Below are 21,312 nucleotides of genomic sequence, written 5' to 3'. Positions count from 1 at the left end.
TTCATCGCCAGGTCTTCTTCTTTTTCCAGCGCCGCTCGCCGCGCACGCCCTCGTCCTTCAGGCCGAGGTAGAACTCCTTGATGTCCTCCTTTTCGCGCAGGCGATCGCAAGTGTCTTGCATCACGATGCGGCCGTTCTCCAGCACGTAGCCGTAGTCGGAGGCATTGAGCGCCATGTTGGCGTTCTGCTCGACCAGCAGGATGGTGGTGCCACGCTCTCGGTTGATGCGCACCACGATCTCGAAGATCTCGCGCGTGAGCTTGGGCGACAGGCCGAGGCTCGGCTCGTCGAGCAGGATCAGCTTGGGCGCGGCCATGATGGCGCGCGAGATGGCGAGCATCTGCTGCTGGCCGCCGGAGAGCAGGCCGGCGTGCTGCGTGGCGCGCTCCCGCAGGATGGGGAAGTAGCCAAAGACGGTCTCGATGTCGCGCGCCACGCCGTCGCGGTCGCTCCGGGTGTAGGCACCCATCAGCAGGTTGTCGCGGACCGAGAGCAGCGGGAAGACTTCGCGGCCCTCGGGGACGTGGCTGAGACCCTGTTGGACGATGCGGGCCGGGTCCTGCGCGGTGATGCCGCGGCCCGCGAACTCGATGCTGCCTTTTCGCGGGTCGATGATGCCGGAGATGGTCTTGAGGATGGTGGTCTTGCCGGCGCCGTTGGAGCCGAGCACCGTCGCGATTTCGCCTTGGCGCACCTTGAGGCTGACGCCGCGGATGGCCTTGATGGGGCCGTAGGCGCTTTCGACGTTGAGGAGTTGGAGGACCGTGTCGTCGTTGCTCATGGGACCGCCCTATGTCGCTGCGGCTGCCGGTTCGGGGTGCGGAGGCGGGCGGCATGCGCCAGCCCGGCCGCCTTCGGCGCAGTGGGGTCGCTCGGCCCGCACCACATGCCGGGCGCGCGTCCATGGGGGACTGCCTCCATCAGGCCACCCTCCTCAAGCTGCTCAGATCATCGACCGCCCCCAGGTAGGCTTCGATCACCCGAGCGTCCGCCTGCACCTCGCGCGGCGTCCCCGAAACCAGCGCCTCCCCCATGTTCATCGCCAGCACCCGGTCGGACACCTTGGACACCAGCGACATGTCGTGCTCCACCATCAGCACCGAGATGCCCAGCTCTTTCTGGATGTCCTGGATCCAGAAGGCCATGTCGGCCGTCTCTTCGACGTTGAGGCCCGACGACGGCTCGTCGAGCAGCAGCAGCTTGGGCTCGGTGCACAGCGCGCGCGCCAGCTCCACCACCTTGCGCACGCCGTAGGGAAGCCCCGCCACCATCGAATCGCGGTGATGCTGCAGATCCAGCAGGTCGATCACCCGCTCCACCTTCTCGCGCGCTTCGATCTCGGCGCGCCGCGTAGCCGGGGTAAAGAAGATCTCGCTCCAGAATCGCGAGCGCCGGTGGGTGTGGCGGCCGATCAGCAGGTTTTGCAGCACGGTCGCATGCTCGAAGAGCTCGATGTTCTGGAAGGTGCGCGCAATGCCCAGCGCAGCGATCTCGTGCGGCGCATGCGAGGTCAGCACGACCGGCGCGCCCTCCCGGCCATGCCACAGGATCTCGCCCGCGGTCGGCGTGTAGATGCGGCTGATGAGGTTGAACACCGTCGTCTTGCCTGCGCCGTTCGGCCCGATCAGCGTGAACACCTCGCCGCGCCGCACCTCGAAGCTCACCTTGTCGACCGCCAGCACGCCGCCGAAGCGCACGCTCAGTTCCTTGGCCGAGAGAAGGACATCGCCGGCCACCGCAGGGCCGCCCCACGGCGGCCGGGCCTCCCCCTCGGGGGGTGGCGCAGCAGACGAAGTCGCAAGCCGGGGGGCAGTCATCATCTCAAGCGGTCCGACTTCGTGAAGGCCTTCTGCCGCTTGAACAACCCCTTGCGGTAGAACGGGAAGAGCTGCAGGTAGGTGCGCACCTTGAGCCAGCGCCCATACAACCCCAGCGGCTCGAAGAGCACGAAGCCGATCAGGACCAGCCCGTAGACCAGTCCCTGCAGACCCGGCGCCTGCCCGATTTCGGATGGCAGCCAGTCCTTGCCCAATGCGATCAGCTGCGGCATCGCGATCAGGAAAATCGCGCCGAGGAAGGCGCCATGCACCGAGCCCAGCCCGCCGATCACCACCATCAGCAGCAGGTCGATGGATTGCAGGATGTTGAACTGGTCCGGCGAGATGAAGCTGAGCTTGTGCGCATACAGCGCCCCGCCCAGCCCCGCCAGCGCCGCCGAGGTGGCGAAGGACATCGTCTTGTAGCGCGCCAGGTGAATGCCCATGCTCTGGGCCGAGATCTCCGAGTCGCGAATGGCCACCAACGCCCGCCCGGTGGGGGAGCGCAGCAGGTTCAAGATCGCCAAGGTGCACAGCACCGCGATCAACAGGCACACGAGGTAGAAGCTCTCGCTGGAGCCGATGTCCAGGCCGAAGAGCCGGGGCGACTTCACATGCAGCCCCGAGTTGCCGCCGGTCACGCGTTCCCAGCGCGCGAACACCTCCTCCACGATGAAACCGAAGGCCAGCGTCGCGATGCCCAGGTAGATGCCCTTGACCCGCAGTGCCGGCATCGCCACTACCACGCCCACCGCCGCAGACAGTGCCGCCGCCGCGGCCAGCGCCAGCGGGAAGGGCACGCCCGCATTCGCCAGCACCGCCTGCGTGTAGGCACCGGTACCGAGGAAGGCCGCATGGCCGATCGAGAACTGCCCGGTGAAGCCGGCCAACAGCATCAGGCCCAGGCCGACGATGCCGTAGATCAGCACGAAGGTCAGCTGCGCCAGCCAGTACTCGGGCAAGACCCAGGGTGCCGCGATCAACGATGCACCGAGCAGGCCGTACCAGAACACGTGGCCGCCGTGCCTGGCGAGGGCGACGTCCTGCGCGTAGCTGGTCTTGAAGATGAAGCGCATGTCGGGCCGGCGCTAGACTTTTTTCCTGAGCTTTTCGCCGAACAAGCCGTTCGGCTTCACCATCAGCATGACCAGCACCACGATGTACGGCGCCGTGTCCTTGAACCCGTCCGGCAGATAGAACCCGGCAAAGGACTCGACGATGCCGATCACCAGCCCGCCGACGATCGCGCCAGGCAGGCTGCCGAAGCCGCCCACCACCGCCGCCGGGAAGGCCTTGAGTCCGATGAAGCCCATGTTCGCGTGCACGAAGGTGATGGGCGCGAGCAGCATGCCCGCAATGGCTGCCACCGCAGCCGCCAACCCCCACACCAGCCCATTGAGCCGCTTGACCGGGATGCCCATGTAGTAGGCCGCGAGCTGGTTCTGCGAAGACGCCTGCATCGCGATGCCCAGCTTGCTGTAGCGGAACATGGCGTAGAGCAGCCCGCACAGGACGGCCGTAGCGCCGATGATCGCCGCCTGCTCCACGTTGACCACCAGCGCGCCGAGCTTCCAGATCTCGTCCTTGTAGGGCACCGCGAGCGCGTGCGTGTCGGTGCCGATGCCGGGGATCATCGTGATCAGCCCGCGCGCCACGTAGGCGATGCCGATGGTCAGCATCACGATCGAGAACTGCGGCTGGCCGAGGATGGGTCGGATCACCACCAGTTCGAGCAGCATGCCGAGGGCCGCCATCGCCGCGATGGCCAGCAGCGCCGCCAGCCAGAAGGGCAGCCCGACCAGCGACATCCCCGCAAAGGCGCAAAAGGCGCCCAGCATCATCAGCTCGCCCTGGGCGAAGCTCACCGTCTCGGTGGCCTTGTAGATCAGCACGAATCCCAGCGCGATCAGGCCGTAGATGCAGCCTTGCGCAATGCCTGAGAGCAGGAGTTGGAGGATTTGAAGCAACGAAGCCTCGGTGGGATTGGCGGTTTATAGGGCCGGCCGTCCACGTGGGGCAGAGGGTTGTCCCGCATGCAGGGGTGGGCTGGGACGCGGGCCGGATCGGTATCGCGCCAGGTCATCGTAGCGGCGCATGCCGGCCTCCCCTCGCCCCACGGTGCGGGGATTTTCGCTCGGGCGCGCCACGCTTTGCTGGCTTCACGTTGAAGCGCCATCGCCTTGAAGGAAGCGCTGGCTCGCGTCCCAGCTCGCGTCCCATGCCCCCTGGTTGAGCGAGGACAGGGTCAAGGCGTCACGCACGGCCAGGTAGCGTGCCCCTTCATTGGCAAAGTAATCGGTCAGGTCGTTCGGGAGCCGATGCACAGAACTGGTCAGCATCGCGCGCAGGGCAGACACCTTGAAGGCCTCTCTGTTGCGCTCGAGACAAGCAAGGAGGGCACGGCGGTCGAGATTGGGAGCAGCCTCGAATCCGAGACGGCACAACGACGTGTTGTGCTCCAACGCGTCAGTCAGCTTCTTCAGTTTTTTCTGATTGATGAAGTGTTCAGGACTGCTCCAATGCAATTCAGGGGCCTTGGCATCTTGAAATGAGAGTGACCGCAGAGTCCTGTTATTCATCAACAGGAATGCCATCGCATCGACAGTGCTGTCTCCGATGAAGTTCCCGCGCAGGTTCAGATGCCGCAGGCAAGTTCCGCTTTGTCCCAGCGCGTTGAGGATCCACGCCAACGTCCCGTCACGCAATCGGCTTCCGCTCAGATCCAGCAATCGAAGGCTGGGCATCTTGTACACGGGAATTTTGCGGACAAGATGAAGCGCCGCGTTTTGCGCAAGGTCTTTTTCGTCCTTCGACCACGCGAAGCACCGGTTGATCCGCAATACCTGCAATTCGGATTGCCGGCAGAGCACCTCGCCCAGACTTGCATGCTGGTCAAACGTGACAACCGGTCCGCCCTTCAACCACTCCTCCATTTCAAAACTTTCGAAACGCAGGCCTTCGATGCTCAGGTTCTGGACTTGGCAATTCCCTAGAAGCTTGATCAGCAAGTCGCTGACGCTGATTTTGTTTTCTGGAGTGTAGTTTGGTTCAAAAAGGCCTGCTTCAATGACGCTCAGGGCCTTGAGCTGGTTCAAGGCTGGACACTCCGAAGCATTCATCACTCCAGCCTCGGCTCCAACCCTGTGGAGGCTCAGGTTGGCGAGCGCAGGCATCTTGCCCAGCGCATGGAAGCACTGCTCGACTGTGAATCTGTCAATAACAAGATCCGAAAGCGTCAGCACCTCGAGTGAGAAGCCATTGGGAATTGCATCACCCAAAGTCTCCCACCCTTTATCATCCATCGGGCCCTGTATGTGCAGGTCTCTCATCTCCTTGAAGAATGCCAGCGCGTCGCGCAGCACGCCCAGCTCGCGGTGCCTCATGCATTCGCAGACCAGGCGGCTCGGGTCCGGCAGTTGGCCTTTGCTGTCGTAATCGCGGACTAGCTCGTCGAACGCGTCCCTCAACTCGCGGGTCTTCGACAATGAGGTACGGGCCGGATCGGCCACGTTCGTGGGCACCGCTCGTGCAAGTGCGAATCGATTGAGAGAAGTGCCGAGAAAGTTCACGCTGCGTATCCCCGGGTTCGTTGGTTGCTGTCATGGAAGTGCTTTCGCGTAGGTCGCGAAAGCCTGAATGGGTAACGCCGGATGCGTGAACGGTTCCATGCCACCGGGTTCACCCGGCGTCGCCACGACCTCCGCGGCGCTCGTTCCAGGCGGCCTTGTTGACCGAGGACATACTCAAGGCGTCTTGCTCAGTCACCCCCTGTTTGTAGATGTGCCTGGCGACATCTTTCGGGAAGCCAGGGCGCGCGCTGTTCAACGCCCCCCACATCCCGTTCACCATAAAGGAATGCCAGTTGCGCACAAGAGAGCTCTCCAGGCGCCGGCGGTAAGCCTCCGGAATCTCGGACCAGAAGACACCAAACCGCCGCAACGACGGGTGCGCTTCGAACGCCTTGACCAACGCCTCCAGTGCGTCGAGGCTCCAGCCTGCGCGATCCGGCTGGGTCGCAGGCTGAAGCGAGAGCTCCAGGAACGTCGTGTTGGCATTCAGCAGCGCTGCCGTCGCGGCAATGGTTGCCGATCCGATCGAATTCCCGTTCAGGCCCAGAAACATGAGGCACGTCTGCTCCTCCTTGAGCGCAAGGAGCAACTCGATCATCGCGTCGTCTTCAAAAGAGTTTCCGCCGAGATCCAGATCCAGAAGACTGCGCATGCCTGCCAAGGAAGAGATCTGAACAGGCTCGGGTTCCGTCCCGTTCAGAAACGTGAAATTGCGCAGCGAAAGACTTGTCAAGGCGGGCTTGTTCCGCAGCGCTGCGAGCAGCCGGTTGAAGTCGCTTGTTTCAAGCTCCCAACCGTCCAGATTCAACGCCGTGAGTGATGCCTGACCGCAAAGGAATGGCATATAGCAGCCGAGCTGCTTCGGCGTGTTGCATGGCTGCTCGACAACCAGTTTCAGGGAATTCAACCGGGTTTGATGGGCAAGGGATTTGGCCAGGCTGGCATGCTGGCAGCAGGTGATGAGTCCGGAGATCCGAATGCTCAGACTTCGGACCTTGCTGGCACCAAGGACTCCCAATAGCAGCGCACAGGCGTCCAGTTCGGGTATGGAACCGGTGGCAACATGCACGGTTTCGAGTGCTTCGAACGCGGCCCCGTTCGACCATTCGGAGGAGAAAGCACCTTCGACACTCACCTTATAGAGGAAAAGCTTCTTCAAATTCGGCATCCCGAGCAGCGCCTTGCGCAGCAGATCGAGCCCCGAAGCATCGAGGCGCATGATCGAGAGCGTCAACGCCTGGACGGGGAAGCCGGCCGGCATTGCCGCAATCAAGGTTTCCCATCCCTTCGCGTCGACCCGTCCCTCCAGCTGCATGCTTTCCACGGTCTCATTTGCCAGGATTTCTTTCAACACCTCCGGCTCCGAAAGTTTCATGCACATCCCTATCAGACGGTTCAGGCACCTCTTGCCTTCTGCGGGCTCGCTCCTGACGTATTGGTCCATCAGACGCTCGAACGCTGGGGGTCTTCCATGCAGAGTCGTCTGCAACTTCGACTTGAGCGTGACCTTCCAGCCGCCCGGCTTCGTCGCTGGAATGCCGACCGTACTGGAAATGAATTGCGCACGCTGAGTGCGGGTGACAGGATTCACGATTTGTACTCCGGAGGAATTGATGAGCGTTTCCCATGCAGTGTGGGAAACCCTCGTGGGTGACACGGCTTGATCAATCGTTCCACGCGATCAGCACCACCGCTGCGCTCGCGCAGGACGACTGGTGCGCGCGGATTGCCGCGTCAGGTGCGCGAGCGTCCTGCAGGCGTCGCTCAAGAGCCGGCTTTTCGCAAGAACTCCTCGTGCGACGCGCGAGTCGCGTGGTTGATCGAGGAGAGAGTCAAGGCATCGTGTTCGGTCAGCCCCTGGCTGATGATGTGCCCAATCATGTCCTGAGGGTATTGCAGGTCCCCGGCGAGCATGGGCATGACGAACGCCTCGGCGGTTTGCACGGCGGCCTCCATGAAGGCCTGCTGAGGAGCGTACCTGTTGCGATGGAGATAGGCATCCACGCTTGCGCGGAATTCATCAAGCACCGGATCCCAACGGAACTGAAGTTCCAGCAAGGACTTGTTGTCCTTCACGGCTTTAACCAGGTCCAGAATCACACCGACGTCCCTGAGATTGGTTTGAGTCACGGAGGGTTCGAACGAAAGGCGAAGGAGCGTCTTGCTCTCCCGCAGGAAGGCCGCTATCGCGGAAATGGCTGGCGGTCCGATCAGGTTTCCGCTCAGGTTCAGGGTCACGAGAGGGGTGGCCGCTGCCTTCAGCTCCACGAGCAACCGCAGCGTTATGCGCCTCTGAAGATGATTGCCGCTGAGATCCAGATGCTTGAGGCCTTTCAACTCGGCCAACGGCAAGAGGTCGATGACGACCATCTCCTTGTCCCTCGGATCGCCATCGAGCGAGCAGTTGCCAACGAAGAGACTCTCCAACGCAGACTGGTTAAAAGACAGCGCTTTGATCAGATGGTTAAAGTTGCGCCCCTGAATGCGGCAGCCTCGCAGGTCCAGTTCGACGAGCGATGTCTTGCCGCAAAGGAATGGCATATAGCACTGGAAATCCTTCTGTGTCTCGATCTTCAGTTTCAGGGAAGCCATCTGGTTTTGGTCACGAAGAAGATTGGCCAGCTTTGAATGCTCGCGGCCGGTGATCGCTTCTGACGCGTCGATGCTCAGGCGGCGAAGCTGGCAAGCCTTGAGAATTTCCCGCAACAGCGGATAGACGCTGACGTTCGGGTTGGAATAGGCCCAGACTTCCAGTTTCGCGAGCAATGGCAAGTCTGGGCACTTTAATTTGTCGAACGACCCATCGCGCTTGACCATGACTCTGGTCAGGGACAAGCTCTCCAGTGCAGGCATTCGAATCAGCACATTGTTGAACAACAGTTTGCACTTGGACTCGTCGAGAGTCACTTCCGACAGCTCCAGTTCCTCGACAAGGAGACTGTCCGGCATGGCCTTGGCAAAGGTTTTCCATCCTCGCTCATCTATGGGACCTTCTATGCACAGGGTCTTGATGTCCTCGTGCGCCAGGACGCAGGCGAGCACGTCCACGTTCCCGTGCTTCATGCATTCGCAGATCAGGGAACTCAGGTCCGGCTTCTCGTCCTCGGTGAGATAGTCGCTGATCAGTTGGTCGAATGGAGACCTGGCATGCAGAGGAGGCAATTGCGCGGCGAGCCTGGCCTTCCAGTCGTCGGGCTCTGTCGGTCCGTTGTTGAGCACGGTGTATTGCTGCGGACGCGTGACTATGTTTTGAATGGCGGAGAAGAATCGCATATTTGTGTTCCTGTAGGGCTGTAGTTTTGGAAAGGCGCTTCGCGTGCCACGCGAGAACTTAATAGGTGGCACCGTTGCGCAAATCGTTCCATTGCCCCTCGTCAGCAATGACTGCATGCGGCTCGCGGGCGAGGCGTCGTGCACCCCGCCCATTCATTCAATACTCAATACGCGGGCCTGCTTCCAAGCGCTCGCCGCAGTTCGGCCGCGCACATCGACACCGCCGCGTTCGCCTCGTCGATCAGCCGGCCCATGGTGATGAAGCCGTGGATCTGCCGCTCGAAGCAGACCTGCACCGCGCGGTTGCCGGCCGCGGTCAGGGCGCGCGCATAGTCCAGGCCCTCGTCGCGCAGCGGGTCGTAGCCGGCGGTCAGGACCAAGGCAGGCGGCAGCCGCGACAGGTCGGGGTGCAGCAGCGGCGAGGCGCGCCAGTCGAGGTCGTGCCGCGGGTCGTCGATGTAGTGGTCGTGGAAGTAGCGGATGGTGTCGCTGGTCAACACATAGCCCTGGCCGTTGCTGGTGTGCGAGGGGTGCACGCGCCGCATGTCGGTGGCGGGATAGATCAGCAGCTGGAAGGCGATCGGCAGGTCGCCGGCATCGCGTGCCGCAATCGCGACGACGGCCGCGAGGTTGCCGCCCGCGCTGTCGCCGCCGACCGCGAGACGGCTCGCATCGACGCCCAGCGTCGCCGCCTGCTCGCGCACCCAATAGGTGGCGGCCAGCGCATCGTCGACCGCCGCAGGGAAGCGGTGCTCCGGGCCCATGCGATAGTCGACCGCCACCATCGCGCAGCCGGAGAGATTGCAGAGCTCCCGGCAAAGGGTGTCGTGCGTGTCGAGGTCGCCAATGGTCCAGCCTCCCCCGTGGTAGTAGACCAGCACCGGCAGCACCGCCCCGGCCTCGCTGCCGAGCGGACGGTAGTACCGCAACGGGATTGCGCCCTGCGGGCCCGGCGCACTCAACTCACGCACTTCCGCGACCTGGCTGGGCTCGGGCTGCGTCACCGCGCGGCGCTCGCGGTAGAACTTGCGCGCGTCCTCCGGCGTGAGCGTGTGGGTCGGCGGCACCTTGCGCTCGACGAGCAGATCGATGAAGGCCTGGGCCTGGGGATGCAGCATGGCAAAGACTCCTGCTTGGGGAAATTCAGGCGACGCGCGGCTTGACGCGCGAAGCGGCTTCCTTGGCGTTGCGCCGCGCCGTCTCGACGTCGGCGGCATGCGCGAGCGCAACGCCCATGCGCCGCTTGACGAAGCTCTCTGGCTTGCCGAACAGGCGCACATCGCTGCCCGGCACCTGCAGCGCATGGGCCACGCCTTCGAAGACGATGCCCTGCGCGTCCACGCCGCCGTAGATGACGGCGCTGGCGCCCGGGCTCTTGAGCGTGGTGTCGACCGGCAGGCCGAGGATGGCGCGGGCATGCAGCTCGAACTCGTTCTGCCATTGGGTGGCCATGGTGACCATGCCGGTGTCGTGCGGCCGCGGGCTGACCTCGCTGAACCAGACCTCTTCGCCCTTGACGAAGAGCTCGACGCCGAACAGGCCCTGCCCGCCCAGGTCGGCCGTGACCGCCTGGGCGATCTGCCGGGCCTTCTCGAGCGCGGCCGGTGCCATCGGCTGCGGCTGCCAGCTCTCGACATAGTCGCCGCTGACCTGCACATGGCCGATGGGCGCGCAGAACTGCGTGTGCACCGTGCCATCAGCGGCCAGTGCGCGTACGGTCAGCAGCGTGATCTCGTAGTCGAAATCGATGAAGCCCTCGACGATCACGCGGCCGTGGCTCACGCGCCCGCCGGCCATGGCGTGGTCCCACGCCTTCTGCACGTCCGCCGGGCCGTCGATGCGGCTCTGGCCCTTGCCGGAGCTGCTCATGACGGGCTTGACGATGCACGGGTAGCCGATGCCTGCGTCGATGGCCGCCTGCAGCTCGGCCAGCGAGTCGCAGAACTCGTAGGGGCTGGTGGGCAGGTTCAGCGTCTCGGCCGCGAGGCGGCGGATGCCTTCGCGGTCCATCGTCAGGCGCGCGGCGCGCGCGGTCGGGATCACCTGCACGGTGCCGGCGTCCTCCAGCTGCTGCAGCATGGGCGTGGCGATGGCCTCGATCTCGGGCACCACCAGCTGCGGCTTCTCAGATTCGATCAGCGCCTTCAGCTGCGCCGGGTCGCTCATCGCGATGGTGCGTGCATGGTGGGCGACCTGCTGGCCGGGGGCGTTCTCGTAGCGGTCCACCGCGATGGTCTCGACGCCGAGGCGCTGCAGCGCGATCAGCACCTCCTTGCCGAGCTCGCCGGAGCCGAGCAGCATGACGCGGGTGGCGGTGGAGGTCAGGGGCGTGCCAAGGGGGGTCATGGGCGATCCGTCGCGGTGAGTGGGTCAAATGAAGATCGCGGCATTTTGAATCAACGCCGCTGTCACCGGCGGCAACACCTAGCCGGCGCGCGCTGTTCCACAATCGCGGGTTTCAGTTCAAGGAGCATTTCACATGGCTATCCAGACCGTCGGCATCATCGGCGCCGGCACGATGGGCAACGGCATTGCCCAGGCCTGCGCCGTCGCGGGCGTCAACGTCGTCATGGTCGACATCGCGCAGCCCGCGGTGGACAAGGGGCTGGCCACGGTGGCCGGCAGCCTCGACCGGCTGATCAAGAAGGACAAGTTGAGCGCCGCGCAGAAGGACGCCGCGCTGGCGCTGATCAAGGGTTCGACGAACTACGAGGACCTGAAGGCCGCCGAGCTCGTGATCGAGGCTGCGACCGAGAACCACGAGCTCAAGCTGAAGATCCTGAAGCAGATCGATGGGCTGCTGGCGCCCGAGGCCATCATCGCGTCCAACACGTCGTCCATTTCCATCACACAGCTCGCCGCCGCCACCTCGCGGCCGGACCGCTTCATCGGCATGCACTTCTTCAACCCGGTCCCGATGATGGCGCTGGTGGAGATCATCCGCGGCTACCTGACCAGCGACACCGCGCACGACGCGGTGAAGGCGCTGGCCGTGCGCCTGGGCAAGTCGCCGATCACGGTGAAGAATGCGCCGGGCTTCGTGGTCAACCGCATCCTGGTGCCGATGATCAACGAGGCCTTCTTCGTGCTCGCCGAAGGGCTCGCAACGGCCGAGGACATCGATGCCGGCATGAAGCTGGGCTGCAACCAGCCGATCGGCCCGCTCGCACTGGCGGACATGATCGGGCTCGATGTGTGCCTGGCGGTGATGGAGGTGTACCTGGCGCAATTCGGCGACTCCAAATACCGGCCGTGCCCGCTGCTCAAGGAGATGGTTGCCGCGGGGCAGCTGGGGCGCAAGACGGGGCGCGGGGTCTACACCTACTGACGACGGAGACACCATGACAGCCGTGCCCACGACACCGCCGCTCGAAGGCTGCATCGACACCCAGGTGCTCGACCATGTGCTGCTGATCGGCATCAACCGCCCCGCCAAGCGCAACGGCTGGACGCCGCGCATGTTCCGCGAGCTGGCCGAGGCCTACACGCGGCTGGACGACGACCCGGCGCTGCGCGTGGGCGTGCTGCATGCCTTCGGCGATCATTTCACGGCAGGGCTGGACCTGCCGGCCGTGGCGCAATACATGAAGCGCGGCGAGAAGGCGATTCCCGAAGGGCTGGTGGAGCCGCACAACTTCGGGACCGCCGGCTATCGTCGCCGCACGAAACCGATGGTGGTGGCGGTCAAGGGCATCTGCTTTACCGTCGGCATCGAACTCATGCTGGGCGCCGACATCGTGGTGGCGGCGGACAACTGCCGCTTTTCGCAGATGGAGGTGCAGCGCGGCATCATGGCCACGGGCGGCGCCACGCTGCGCATGGCCGAGCGCGCGGGGCTGGGCAACGCCATGCTGCACCTGCTCACGGCGGATGAATTCGGCAGCGCCGAGGCGTTTCGCCTGAATTTCGTGCAGAAGGTGGTGCCGGCCGGGCAGGAGCTGGACGAGGCGCTGCGCATCGCCCAGCGCATTGCAGCTCAAGCGCCGCTGGCGGTGGTGGCGACGCGGCTCAATGTCATCAAGGCCATCGAGCAGGGGCCGCTGGCGGCTGTCGAAGACTTCATCGGGGTGCAGCAGCGGCTGGCCAACAGCGAGGATGCAGCGGAAGGGGTTCGCTCCTTCGTCGAGCGCCGACCGGCCCGCTTCAGCGGACGCTGATGACTTGCCTCCTCCCCTCGCCGAGGAGGAGGCAAGACAATGCCGGACCTTCTTTCGCGATTAAGTTGCACGCAATTTAATTGTTCTCTACAATTCAATCCATGCTTTCCAAAGCTCCCACCGCCGACGAGATGCTTCGGCTCGACAACCAGCTGTGCTTCGCGGTCTATTCCGCCTCGCTGGCGATGACCAAGCTGTACAAGCCGCTGCTCGACAAGCTCAAGCTCACCTACCCCCAGTACCTTGTGATGCTGGTGTTGTGGGAGCGTGACGGCCTCATGGTCTCCGAACTGGGCGAGCGCCTGTCGCTCGACTCGGGCACGCTGACGCCGCTGCTCAAGCGGCTCGAGTCGAACGGTCTGGTGGCACGCATCCGCGACCTGGCCGACGAGCGCCGCGTGCACGTCAGCCTCACCACGGCCGGGCGCAGGCTCAAGGCGCGCGCGGCTTCGGTTCCGGCCTGCCTGATGGCCGCGAGCCAGTGCTCCGTCGACGAGCTGGTGGCGCTCACGCAGCAGCTCCAGCAATTGCGCGACCGCGTGAAGGCGGCCGCGTAGATTTCCCACTCGCTTCGGCATCGAAGCATTCTTTTCCACCACCAACCTGAAGGAATCACCATGGTCAAGCAGCTCGACAAGGTCCTGTACACCGCCCAGTCCCACACCACCGGCGGCCGTGACGGCGGCGCCGGCCAGTCCAGCGACAACGCGCTCGAGGTCAAGCTCAATCCGCCCGGCTCCGGCAAGCCCGGCACCAACCCCGAGCAGCTGTTCGCGATCGGCTATTCGGCGTGCTTCATCGGTGCGATGAAAGCGGTGGCGCCCAAGGTCAATGTCAAGGTGCCGGAAGACGTCGCCGTCGACGCCAGCGTTTCGCTCGGCCCGACGGATGGCGGCAAGGCCTACGGCATCGCCGTGAAGCTGGCGATCACGCTGCCAGGCCTGGACGACGCTCAGAAGAAGCTGCTGGTCGAGACCGCCCACCAGGTCTGCCCGTACTCGAACGCCACGCGCGGCAACATCGAGGTCGAGCTCGCGATCGCCTGACAGCGGCTCACGCTGGCACGGCCCGGCGCCACGTCACCCAGGTGACGCGGCGCCGGGCTTTTTTCATGCAGCGGCCGCGGCTTCGCGCTATGGTGCCTTTCATGAGCACCACCACCCAGCTGCTGATCCGCAAGGACGATCTTTCTTCCACGCGCGTGCACACGTCTCAGGACGCAGCACTGGCCGAAGGGCAGGTCCGGCTGCGCATCGACCGCTTCGCGCTCACATCCAACAACATCACCTATGCCGCCTTTGGCGACTCGATGAACTACTGGCAGTTCTTTCCGACCGGGGAGGAAGGCTGGGGCTGCATCCCGGTCTGGGGATTCAGTTCGGTCGTGCAGTCGCTGCACCCGGGCGTTGCAGTGGGCGAGCGGCTCTACGGATATGTGCCGATGGCCTCCAGCCTGGTGCTTTCGCCCGGGCGGCTCTCTCCCGCGCGCTTCGCCGACGGTGCGCCGCACCGGGCCGCCCTGCCGGCGGTCTACAACCAGTATTTGCGCTGCGCCGCCGATCCGCTCTATACCTCGGAGTCCGAAGACTTGCAGGCCCTGCTGCGCCCGCTCTTCATCACCTCCTGGCTCATCGACGACTTCTTCGAGGACAACGATTTCTTCGGCGCGCGGCCCGGTATCGCCCTGCTTTCCAGTGCCTCGAGCAAGACGGCCTACGGCACGGCCTCGCAGATGCATGGGCGCGAGGGCATCGAGGTGGTCGGCCTCACGTCGGCGGCGAACAAGGCCTTCTGCGAGAGCCTGGGCTGCTACCACCGCGTGCTGGCCTACGAGGAGCTCGATCAGGTGGCGGCCGATGCCGCCTGCGTGTACGTGGATTTCTCGGGCAACGGCGAGCTGCGGCGGGCCATCCACACGCGCTTCTCGCAGCTGCGCCACGACTGCGTGATCGGCGGCACGCACCTGGAGCAGCTCGCGCCGGCCGGCAGCGCCAAGGAACTGCCGGGCCCGCGCGCCGCGTTCTTCTTCGCGCCGGCCCAGATCAAGAAGCGCACCGAGGAATGGGGCCCCGAAGCCTTCGGCCAGCGCATGGTGCAGGCCTGGCAGGGTTTCCTCGCGACCGTGGCGCAGCCGACGGCGCCCTGGCTGGTGGCCGAGCATCACGAAGGCGCGGAGGCGGTGCAGGCCGCCTATGCCCAGGTGCTGTCCGGCCGCGGCGATCCGCGCAAGGGACATATCCTGTCGCTCTCCAGGTAGCGACAATGGGCGGATGACTTCCGCAGAGCAGCAATCAGCCAGCACCCATCCGTACGAATCGCTCAGGCCCGAGGTGGTGCTGGACGCGCTCGCGGGGCTGGGCCTCTACGGCGACGGCCGCCTGACGGCGCTGAACTCCTACGAGAACCGCGTCTACCAGGCGCACCTCGAAGATGGCCGCGCCGTGGTGCTCAAGTTCTACCGGCCGGGCCGCTGGAACGATGCTCAGATCGCCGAGGAACACCGCTTCGCCGCCGAGCTGGCTGCCGCCGAGATCCCCGCGGTCGCGCCCCTCGCGATCAATGGCGGCACGCTGCACCACCACGGCGGCTTTGCCTTCAGCGTGAGCCCCTACCGAGGCGGGCGCCAGCCGGAGCTGGACGACTTCGAGGTGCTGGAATGGGTGGGCCGCTTCCTCGCGCGCATCCACACGGTGGGCGCGGCGCGGCCCTTCGTCGAGCGGCCGGCGCTCGACCTCCAGACCTTCGGCCTGGCCTCGCGCGACTGGCTGCTCGAGCACGAGATGATCCCGCTGGACGTGCAGCGCGACTGGGAGAAGGCGTGCACCGAGGCCTTCGAAATGATCGCCCTCACCGCGCTCGGTGCCGACACCTACACCGAGCTGCAGAAGCTGCGGGTGCACGGCGATGTGCACCCCGGCAACATCCTCTGGACCCCGACCGACCGCCCGGACGGAGGCCCGCACTTCGTCGACCTCGACGACGCCCGCGCCGGCTTCGCGGTGCAGGACCTGTGGATGCTCCTGTCGGGCGACCGCGCCCAGCGCACGGCCCAGCTCAGCGGCCTGCTCGAAGGCTACGAACAGTTTCGCCCCTTCGACCGGCGAGAGCTGGCGCTGATCGAGCCGCTGCGGACCCTGCGCCAGATCCACTACAGCGCCTGGCTCGCACGGCGCTGGCAAGACCCGATCTTTCCGATCAACTTTCCGTGGTTCGGCACGAGCGACTACTGGAAGGAGCAGATCCAGATGCTGCAGGACCAGTGCGAGGCGATGGCGGAGGAGCCGCTGTACGCGTGAGCGCGTCGGCGAAGCTCTGCACCACGGGTTCTCCGGGCCGCTGTGCGCCATGAGCAGCCGTCCATAGACGGTTCGCCTAAGACTCGATCGGCAGCCCCAGGCTCAGCGGCGCCCGAAGGTAGCCGCGAAAGCGCACACGCCCGCCGCGCACCACCGGCCCGCAAAGCTGGTAATCCGGGAAGCGCGCAAGGAATGCCGAGATGGCGACACGCGCTTCCAGCCGCGCGAGGTTCATGCCCACGCATTGGTGCGTGCCGGAGCCGAAGGCCAGGTGGCGATTGGGCGAACGCATGATGTCCAGCCGGTCGGGCTCGGCGAACGCCGCCGGGTCGCGGTTGGCCGCACCGATGCACAGCGTGATCCGCGTACCCGGCTGCACCTCGACGCCGCCCACGCTGGTCGCGACGGTGGCGATGCGATTGCCGAGTTGGTTGGAGCTTTCGAAGCGAAGGAACTCCTCGATCGCGCCTCTGATGAGGGAGGGGTCGTCGAGCAGCCGCTGCTTCTCCTGCGGCCATTCGAGCAGCGCGACCAGGCCATTGCCGATCAGGTTGGTGGTGGTCTCGTGCCCGGCGTTGAGGATGAAGATGCAGTTCTGGTAGAGCTCGTTCTCCGTCAGCCGGTCGCCGCCGTCCTTCTCGCCCTCGATCAGGCGCGTGAGCACGTCGTGCGCGGAGTCGCCCGGATGGCGGCGGCGGTCGAGCACCAGCCCGCGCAGGTAGGCCACCATTTCCGTCACGGCGCGGTTGCCGCTTTCCAGTTGGGCCGCGCTGGGCTGGGGCTCCAGCGCGCCGAGGATCGCAAGCGACCAGTGGCGCAAAGGGCCGCGCTCCTCGCGCGGCACGCCCAGGAGGTTGCCGATGACCTCCACGGGAATCGCAGCGGCGAAGTCCTCGATCAGGTCGACCTCGCCACCGGCGCGCTGCCGCTCTTCCATGCGATCGAGCAGGCCGGCGACGAGGTGCGTGAGCCGGTCCTCCATCGACTCGATGGCGCGCGCCGTGAGCGCCCCGGCGATCAGCCCGCGTACGCGCGTGTGCAGCGGCGGGTCGTTGAACACCAGGCTGGTGGTGTGGTGCTCGTAGAGCGGGCTGCCGACGCCGTACTTGGGCGCGTATTCGGCGCGCTTGTCGGAGCTGAAGCTGTGCGTGTCCTTGTAGACCGCCACACAGTCGGCATGGCGCGTGAGCAGCAGCGAGCCGTCGGGCATGCGGCGCACGGGCGTCGCGTCGCGCAGGGCGGCATACCAGGGGTAGGGGTTCTCGTAGAAAGCCGTGCCGGGACTTCGCAGGTCGAAGCCCGAGAGATCGACGACACAAGGCCCGGTGTTCATGGATCGCCCCCTTCGGGATTTCGGCCGGGCGGTGGCGCGGCCTCGGGTTCCCGCCTAGACCAGCAGCGCGTTCACTCGCCTCACATAGGCCGCCGGGTCGGCGGGCAGGCCGCCCTCGGCGAGCAAGGCCTGGTCGAACAGGATGTTCGCCAAGTCCTCGAAGTGCGTCGAGCCCTCGAGCTTCTTCACCAGCGGATGCTCGGCATTCACCTCCAGCACCGGCTTGAGTTCCGGCGCGGGCTGGCCGGCCTGCTTGAGCATGCGCGCGAGCTGGGTGCTCATGCCGCCATCCTGCACCACCAGGCAGGCGGGCGAATCGACCAGGCGGGTGGTGATGCGCACGTCCTCGGCCTTGTCCTTGAGGGCCTCCTTGAGCCGCTGCAGCAGCGGCTTGAAGGCCTCGGCCGCTTCCTCGGCCGCCTTCTTCTCGGCCTCGTCCTGCAGCTTGCCCAGATCGACCGCACCCTTGGCCACGCTCTGCAACGGCGTGCCGTCGAATTCGGTGAGGTAGTTGAGCGCCCATTCATCGACCCGGTCGGTCATCAGCAGCACCTCGATGCCCTTCTTCTTGAAGATCTCGAGTTGCGGGCTGTTGCGGGCGGCGGCAAGCGTCTCGGCCGTGATGTAGTAGATCGCCTCCTGGCCTTCCTTCATGCGTGACTTGTAGTCGGCAAAGCTCACACTCACCGTATCGCTGCCGGTGGACGCGAAGCGAAGCAGCTTGGCAATGCGCTCCCGATTGGCGAAGTCTTCGCCCAGTCCTTCCTTCAGCACGGCGCCGAACTCGGCGTAGAACTTGGCGTACTTGCCCGATTCGTCGCCGTACTCGGCCGCTGCCTCGGCGGCCAGGGTGTTGTCGGCGTTCTTGTCGACGACATCGGTCACGCCGTCGGCCGGGTTGGGCGCGGGCACCGACTCGCCGGAGCCGATGTCGAGCTTGCCGTCATCGCCGCTGCTCGTGGTGGTCTTGCGCTGCTTCTTCGCGAGGTCTTCGAGCATGCCGAGCACGCGCTTGGTGCTGCCCTCGCGGATGGCCTTCACGTCACGGCTTTCCTGCAGCAACTCGCGGCTGACGTTGAGCGGCAGGTCCGCGGAGTCGATCACACCCTTGACGAAGCGAAGATAGCTCGGCAGCAGCGCCTCGGCATCGTCCATGATGAAGACGCGCTTGACGTAGAGCTTGACGCCCGCGCTCTTCTCGCGGTTCCAGAGGTCCATCGGCGCCTTGGAGGGGATGTAGAGCAGCTGGGTGTACTCGGTGTTGCCTTCGACGCGGTTGTGGCTCCAGGCGAGCGGCGGCTCGTAGTCGTGGCTGATGTTCTTGTAGAACTCGACGTACTGCTCGTCCGTGATGTCCTTCTTGGGGCGGCTCCACAGCGCGCTGGCCTGGTTCACCGGCTCCCACTCGCCGGTCTTGACCATCTCGCCGCCCTTGTTGTCCTCTCCTTCCTTCCACTCTTCCTTCTCCATCAGGATGGGCAGGGAGATGTGGTCGGAGTACTTGGAGATGACGGACTTGAGCTTCCAGAGGTTCAGGTACTCCTCGGCATCGTCGCGCAGGTGCAAGGTCACGCTGGTGCCCCGCTGCGGGCGGGTGATGGTGTCGACCTCGAAGTCGCCGGCGCCGCCGCTGACCCAGCGCACGCCTTCTTCGGCGGGCAGGCCGGCGCGGCGCGACTCCACCGTGATCTTGTCGGCCACGATGAAGCCTGAATAGAAGCCCACGCCGAACTGGCCGATCAGTTGCGCGTCGGCTTTCTGGTCGCCCGAGAGCTTGCTCATGAACTCCTTGGTGCCGCTCTTGGCGATGGTGCCCAGGTTGTCGATGGCTTCCTGCTGCGACAGGCCGATGCCGTTGTCGACGATGGTGAGGGTCTTGGCGTCCTTGTCGAAGGACACGCGCACTTCCAGCGCGGGCTGGTCCTCGTAGAGCGCCGGCTGGTCGATGGCTTCGAAGCGAAGTTTGTCGCAGGCATCGGAGGCATTCGAGATCAGCTCGCGCAGGAAGATTTCCTTGTTCGAGTAGAGCGAATGCGTCACCAGGTGGAGCAGCTGGGCGACTTCGGCCTGGAAAGGAAGTTTGGTCTTGGAAAGCGTCATGACTGGCTCGAGAGAAATGGAAACGTGGGTGAACTCGGGGCGAACAGAGAACTTTACAAGACCACGCCCGCGCGAATCAAAGCGGTGGTGGTCTGACGAGGCTTGACTCCGCCACCTGAAAAGTGGTCGTGCTTGCCTAGGGAAAACACCTGTCTTCACTCGCAAACCAAAGAACTCTCCCAGGGGCATGTGAGTACTTAGGTTTTAAGAAAAACAGGATTTTGTCGCCTACATTGCCCACCTTTTGCCCCTGGGAACATGATGAGAAGACTTCTTTTGGCGGCTGCGCTTGCCGCCTTCGCGTCCATGGCAGCGCGGGCTGAATCGAACTTGTCGACCGGCACGAATGCGAATCCCTTGTCGGCCAGCGCAAAGCTCAACTTCGGCATCACCGTTCCCAAGACTCTGTTCCTGCAAGTGGGGACCGGCACAAGTTACGCCACCGATGCAACGGTGGACCACATCGTCTTTGCCGTACCCGCAGGCAGCGTCGGCAATGGCGCGCCGTTGGCAGGCACCGGTGGCGACCTCTTCGGCTCCAGCATCGTCACCGTCCGCCTGGTCGGCAACAGTGGCGACATCTCGCTCAACAACGCCACCACCGGCGCGCTGAGCAGCGGCATCGCCGGCAACCCGACGGTGCCGTGGAGCGACATCCTCGTGACGACGAGCGCCTTGCCGAGTGCCACCTTCGGTTTCACCAATGCCGCCATCGCGCACCCGGCTTTCAACACCAGCGGCAACGGAGGCTCCGGCACGCCTGTCACGGTGGCGGCCACGGGCGGCAGGGTGCGCCGGGAAGGTCTCTGGTTCTACACCTACGCCAATGCGAAAGCACTGCCAGCCGGAACGTACGGCGACTCGATCGCCAACAACGGCCTCGTGGTTTACAGCGCCACCGTGCCCTGATGCAGGGACTCCCGATGCGCTTCCATCCCCCTTGCGGATCGACCCTGCACGGCGGACCGAAGCAGCACCGCCACTTTTTAACGAAAGCTCTCAAAGGTACTTTTATGAGAACTTAAGTGTTCACATTTTTGGCGATTACTCACCTACATTGCGTCACCGCAACAACCTGACCTTTTCTCGGACTCCTATGAAAAAACTCCTCGTCATCGCTGCTGTCCTCGGTGCTGTCGCACCTCTTGCGGCCCAAGCCGAATCGAATCTCGTGAACGGCACCGGTGCCCTGTCGGCCAGCGCGAAACTGAACTTCAGCATCACTGTTCCCAAAGTGCTGTTTCTGCAAGTGGGCACGGGGACCAGCAATGCCAACAACGCGACGGTGGACAACATCTCCTTCGCAGTGCCGGGCGGCGGTGTCGGCAACGGCACGGCAGTGGCTGGCACGGGCGGCGACCTGACGGCTGGCGCCGTCACTGTGCGGGTGCTGGGCAACAACGGCACGGTGACGCTGGTCAGCGGAGTCAGCGGCCCTCTGAGCACCGGCGTCGCCGGCAATCCCACCGTGCCTTGGAGCGACATCACGGTGGCGTCTGGCGCTCTGGCGTCCACCACCCCGGGATTCGTCAACACGGGCATTGCCCACCCGGCCTTCAACCTTGCCGCAGGCGGCGGCGCTTCGACCACCGGCACCACGCTCACGGCCACCGGTGGCCTCGTGCGTCAGGAAGGCAAATGGACCTTCGCGTACGCCAACACCGCGACGCTTCCGGCTGGGACCTACGGCAACACGGCCGGCAACAACGGCGTGGTGACCTACACCGCCACCATGCCCTGATCGCTGCGCGGCTCCTCGGAGGCACC

Annotated in this window: 19 protein-coding genes; 8 read left to right on the top strand and 11 right to left on the bottom strand. The window is 64.7% G+C overall.

Annotation, left to right across the window (positions count from 1 at the left end; all coding sequences use genetic code 11):
- Position 1: 1 nt before the first annotated feature.
- The 9 genes from E5CHR_RS03450 to purT all read right to left on the bottom strand — a co-directional run bounded on the left by E5CHR_RS03450 (position 2) and on the right by purT (position 11,005).
- On the bottom strand, positions 2-781 hold the full coding sequence (locus E5CHR_RS03450) for an ABC transporter ATP-binding protein (protein ID WP_162578386.1): 780 nt from the start codon (positions 779-781) through the stop codon (positions 2-4).
- A gap of 139 nt (positions 782-920) precedes the next feature.
- Positions 921-1,736 carry an ABC transporter ATP-binding protein gene (locus E5CHR_RS03445; protein WP_174255773.1) on the bottom strand — a complete coding sequence of 272 codons (816 nt, stop codon included), beginning with the start codon at positions 1,734-1,736 and terminating at the stop codon, positions 921-923.
- 80 nt (positions 1,737-1,816) lie between these two features.
- The gene (locus E5CHR_RS03440; RefSeq protein ID WP_162578385.1) at positions 1,817-2,893 is read right to left on the bottom strand and encodes a branched-chain amino acid ABC transporter permease; all 1,077 of its coding nucleotides are present in this window, start codon (positions 2,891-2,893) and stop codon (positions 1,817-1,819) included.
- 12 nt (positions 2,894-2,905) lie between these two features.
- Entirely contained in the window at positions 2,906-3,784 is an 879-nt protein-coding gene (locus tag E5CHR_RS03435) for a branched-chain amino acid ABC transporter permease (RefSeq protein ID WP_162578384.1), read from the bottom strand.
- A 192-nt stretch (positions 3,785-3,976) separates the two neighbouring features.
- Complete coding sequence (locus E5CHR_RS03430) at positions 3,977-5,386, bottom strand: hypothetical protein (protein ID WP_162578383.1); 1,410 nt, start codon at positions 5,384-5,386, stop codon at positions 3,977-3,979.
- 109 nt (positions 5,387-5,495) lie between these two features.
- Positions 5,496-6,977, bottom strand: a complete 1,482-nt coding sequence (locus E5CHR_RS03425) for a hypothetical protein (RefSeq protein ID WP_162578382.1) — start codon at positions 6,975-6,977, stop codon at positions 5,496-5,498.
- A gap of 173 nt (positions 6,978-7,150) precedes the next feature.
- Positions 7,151-8,659 (bottom strand): hypothetical protein, encoded by a 1,509-nt coding sequence (locus E5CHR_RS03420; protein ID WP_162578381.1) that lies wholly within the window; start codon positions 8,657-8,659, stop codon positions 7,151-7,153.
- A gap of 164 nt (positions 8,660-8,823) precedes the next feature.
- Positions 8,824-9,777 carry an alpha/beta hydrolase gene (locus E5CHR_RS03415; RefSeq protein WP_162578380.1) on the bottom strand — a complete coding sequence of 318 codons (954 nt, stop codon included), beginning with the start codon at positions 9,775-9,777 and terminating at the stop codon, positions 8,824-8,826.
- 25 nt (positions 9,778-9,802) lie between these two features.
- On the bottom strand, positions 9,803-11,005 hold the full coding sequence (gene purT, locus E5CHR_RS03410; RefSeq protein ID WP_162578379.1) for a formate-dependent phosphoribosylglycinamide formyltransferase: 1,203 nt from the start codon (positions 11,003-11,005) through the stop codon (positions 9,803-9,805).
- A 133-nt stretch (positions 11,006-11,138) separates the two neighbouring features.
- On the opposite strand from purT, the gene E5CHR_RS03405 reads away from it, so the two are divergent.
- The 6 genes from E5CHR_RS03405 (at position 11,139) to E5CHR_RS03380 (ending at position 16,112) form a co-directional block, all read left to right on the top strand.
- Positions 11,139-11,987, top strand: a complete 849-nt coding sequence (locus tag E5CHR_RS03405) for a 3-hydroxybutyryl-CoA dehydrogenase (RefSeq protein WP_162578378.1) — start codon at positions 11,139-11,141, stop codon at positions 11,985-11,987.
- A 13-nt stretch (positions 11,988-12,000) separates the two neighbouring features.
- Positions 12,001-12,816, top strand: coding sequence for a crotonase/enoyl-CoA hydratase family protein (locus tag E5CHR_RS03400; protein WP_162578377.1), 816 nt, complete (start codon positions 12,001-12,003; stop codon positions 12,814-12,816).
- A 101-nt stretch (positions 12,817-12,917) separates the two neighbouring features.
- The gene (locus E5CHR_RS03395; protein ID WP_162578376.1) at positions 12,918-13,373 is read left to right on the top strand and encodes a MarR family winged helix-turn-helix transcriptional regulator; all 456 of its coding nucleotides are present in this window, start codon (positions 12,918-12,920) and stop codon (positions 13,371-13,373) included.
- Positions 13,374-13,433: 60 nt separating this feature from the next.
- The gene (locus E5CHR_RS03390) at positions 13,434-13,862 is read left to right on the top strand and encodes an organic hydroperoxide resistance protein (protein WP_162578375.1); all 429 of its coding nucleotides are present in this window, start codon (positions 13,434-13,436) and stop codon (positions 13,860-13,862) included.
- 101 nt (positions 13,863-13,963) lie between these two features.
- Positions 13,964-15,073 (top strand): DUF2855 family protein, encoded by a 1,110-nt coding sequence (locus E5CHR_RS03385; protein ID WP_162578374.1) that lies wholly within the window; start codon positions 13,964-13,966, stop codon positions 15,071-15,073.
- A gap of 13 nt (positions 15,074-15,086) precedes the next feature.
- The gene (locus E5CHR_RS03380) at positions 15,087-16,112 is read left to right on the top strand and encodes a serine/threonine protein kinase (protein WP_162578373.1); all 1,026 of its coding nucleotides are present in this window, start codon (positions 15,087-15,089) and stop codon (positions 16,110-16,112) included.
- 76 nt (positions 16,113-16,188) lie between these two features.
- Here E5CHR_RS03380 and E5CHR_RS03375 read toward each other — a convergent pair whose 3' ends face one another.
- Positions 16,189-17,445 (bottom strand): cytochrome P450, encoded by a 1,257-nt coding sequence (locus E5CHR_RS03375; protein ID WP_162578372.1) that lies wholly within the window; start codon positions 17,443-17,445, stop codon positions 16,189-16,191.
- Positions 17,446-17,499: 54 nt separating this feature from the next.
- Positions 17,500-19,545, bottom strand: a complete 2,046-nt coding sequence (gene htpG / locus E5CHR_RS03370; protein WP_162578371.1) for a molecular chaperone HtpG — start codon at positions 19,543-19,545, stop codon at positions 17,500-17,502.
- Positions 19,546-19,902: 357 nt separating this feature from the next.
- On the opposite strand from htpG, the gene E5CHR_RS03365 reads away from it, so the two are divergent.
- Both E5CHR_RS03365 and E5CHR_RS03360 read left to right on the top strand, forming a co-directional pair.
- Positions 19,903-20,454 (top strand): hypothetical protein, encoded by a 552-nt coding sequence (locus E5CHR_RS03365; protein WP_232061938.1) that lies wholly within the window; start codon positions 19,903-19,905, stop codon positions 20,452-20,454.
- Positions 20,455-20,641: 187 nt separating this feature from the next.
- A complete protein-coding gene (locus E5CHR_RS03360) occupies positions 20,642-21,286 on the top strand; it encodes a hypothetical protein (RefSeq protein ID WP_162578369.1) in 645 nt (214 codons plus the stop codon).
- Positions 21,287-21,312 lie beyond the last annotated feature (26 nt).

Source organism: Variovorax sp. PBS-H4 (assembly GCF_901827205.1).
GTDB lineage: Bacteria > Pseudomonadota > Gammaproteobacteria > Burkholderiales > Burkholderiaceae_C > Variovorax.
The sequence above is the reverse complement of the archived record's forward strand: the minus strand, read 5'-3'. Positions and strand labels throughout refer to the sequence as shown.

Bases quoted from the DNA above. Each gene is read 5' to 3' on its own strand.
- E5CHR_RS03450 (WP_162578386.1), bottom strand. From the start codon at position 781: ATGAGCAACGACGACACGGTCCTCCAACTCCTCAACGTCGAAAGCGCC.
- E5CHR_RS03440 (WP_162578385.1), bottom strand. From the start codon at position 2,893: ATGCGCTTCATCTTCAAGACCAGCTACGCGCAGGACGTCGCCCTCGCC.
- E5CHR_RS03420 (WP_162578381.1), bottom strand. From the start codon at position 8,659: ATGCGATTCTTCTCCGCCATTCAAAACATAGTCACGCGTCCGCAGCAA.
- E5CHR_RS03415 (WP_162578380.1), bottom strand. From the start codon at position 9,777: ATGCTGCATCCCCAGGCCCAGGCCTTCATCGATCTGCTCGTCGAGCGC.
- purT (WP_162578379.1), bottom strand. From the start codon at position 11,005: ATGACCCCCCTTGGCACGCCCCTGACCTCCACCGCCACCCGCGTCATG.
- E5CHR_RS03405 (WP_162578378.1), top strand. From the start codon at position 11,139: ATGGCTATCCAGACCGTCGGCATCATCGGCGCCGGCACGATGGGCAAC.
- E5CHR_RS03400 (WP_162578377.1), top strand. From the start codon at position 12,001: ATGACAGCCGTGCCCACGACACCGCCGCTCGAAGGCTGCATCGACACC.
- E5CHR_RS03395 (WP_162578376.1), top strand. From the start codon at position 12,918: ATGCTTTCCAAAGCTCCCACCGCCGACGAGATGCTTCGGCTCGACAAC.
- E5CHR_RS03390 (WP_162578375.1), top strand. From the start codon at position 13,434: ATGGTCAAGCAGCTCGACAAGGTCCTGTACACCGCCCAGTCCCACACC.
- E5CHR_RS03385 (WP_162578374.1), top strand. From the start codon at position 13,964: ATGAGCACCACCACCCAGCTGCTGATCCGCAAGGACGATCTTTCTTCC.
- E5CHR_RS03380 (WP_162578373.1), top strand. From the start codon at position 15,087: ATGACTTCCGCAGAGCAGCAATCAGCCAGCACCCATCCGTACGAATCG.
- E5CHR_RS03375 (WP_162578372.1), bottom strand. From the start codon at position 17,445: ATGAACACCGGGCCTTGTGTCGTCGATCTCTCGGGCTTCGACCTGCGA.
- htpG (WP_162578371.1), bottom strand. From the start codon at position 19,545: ATGACGCTTTCCAAGACCAAACTTCCTTTCCAGGCCGAAGTCGCCCAG.
- E5CHR_RS03360 (WP_162578369.1), top strand. From the start codon at position 20,642: ATGAAAAAACTCCTCGTCATCGCTGCTGTCCTCGGTGCTGTCGCACCT.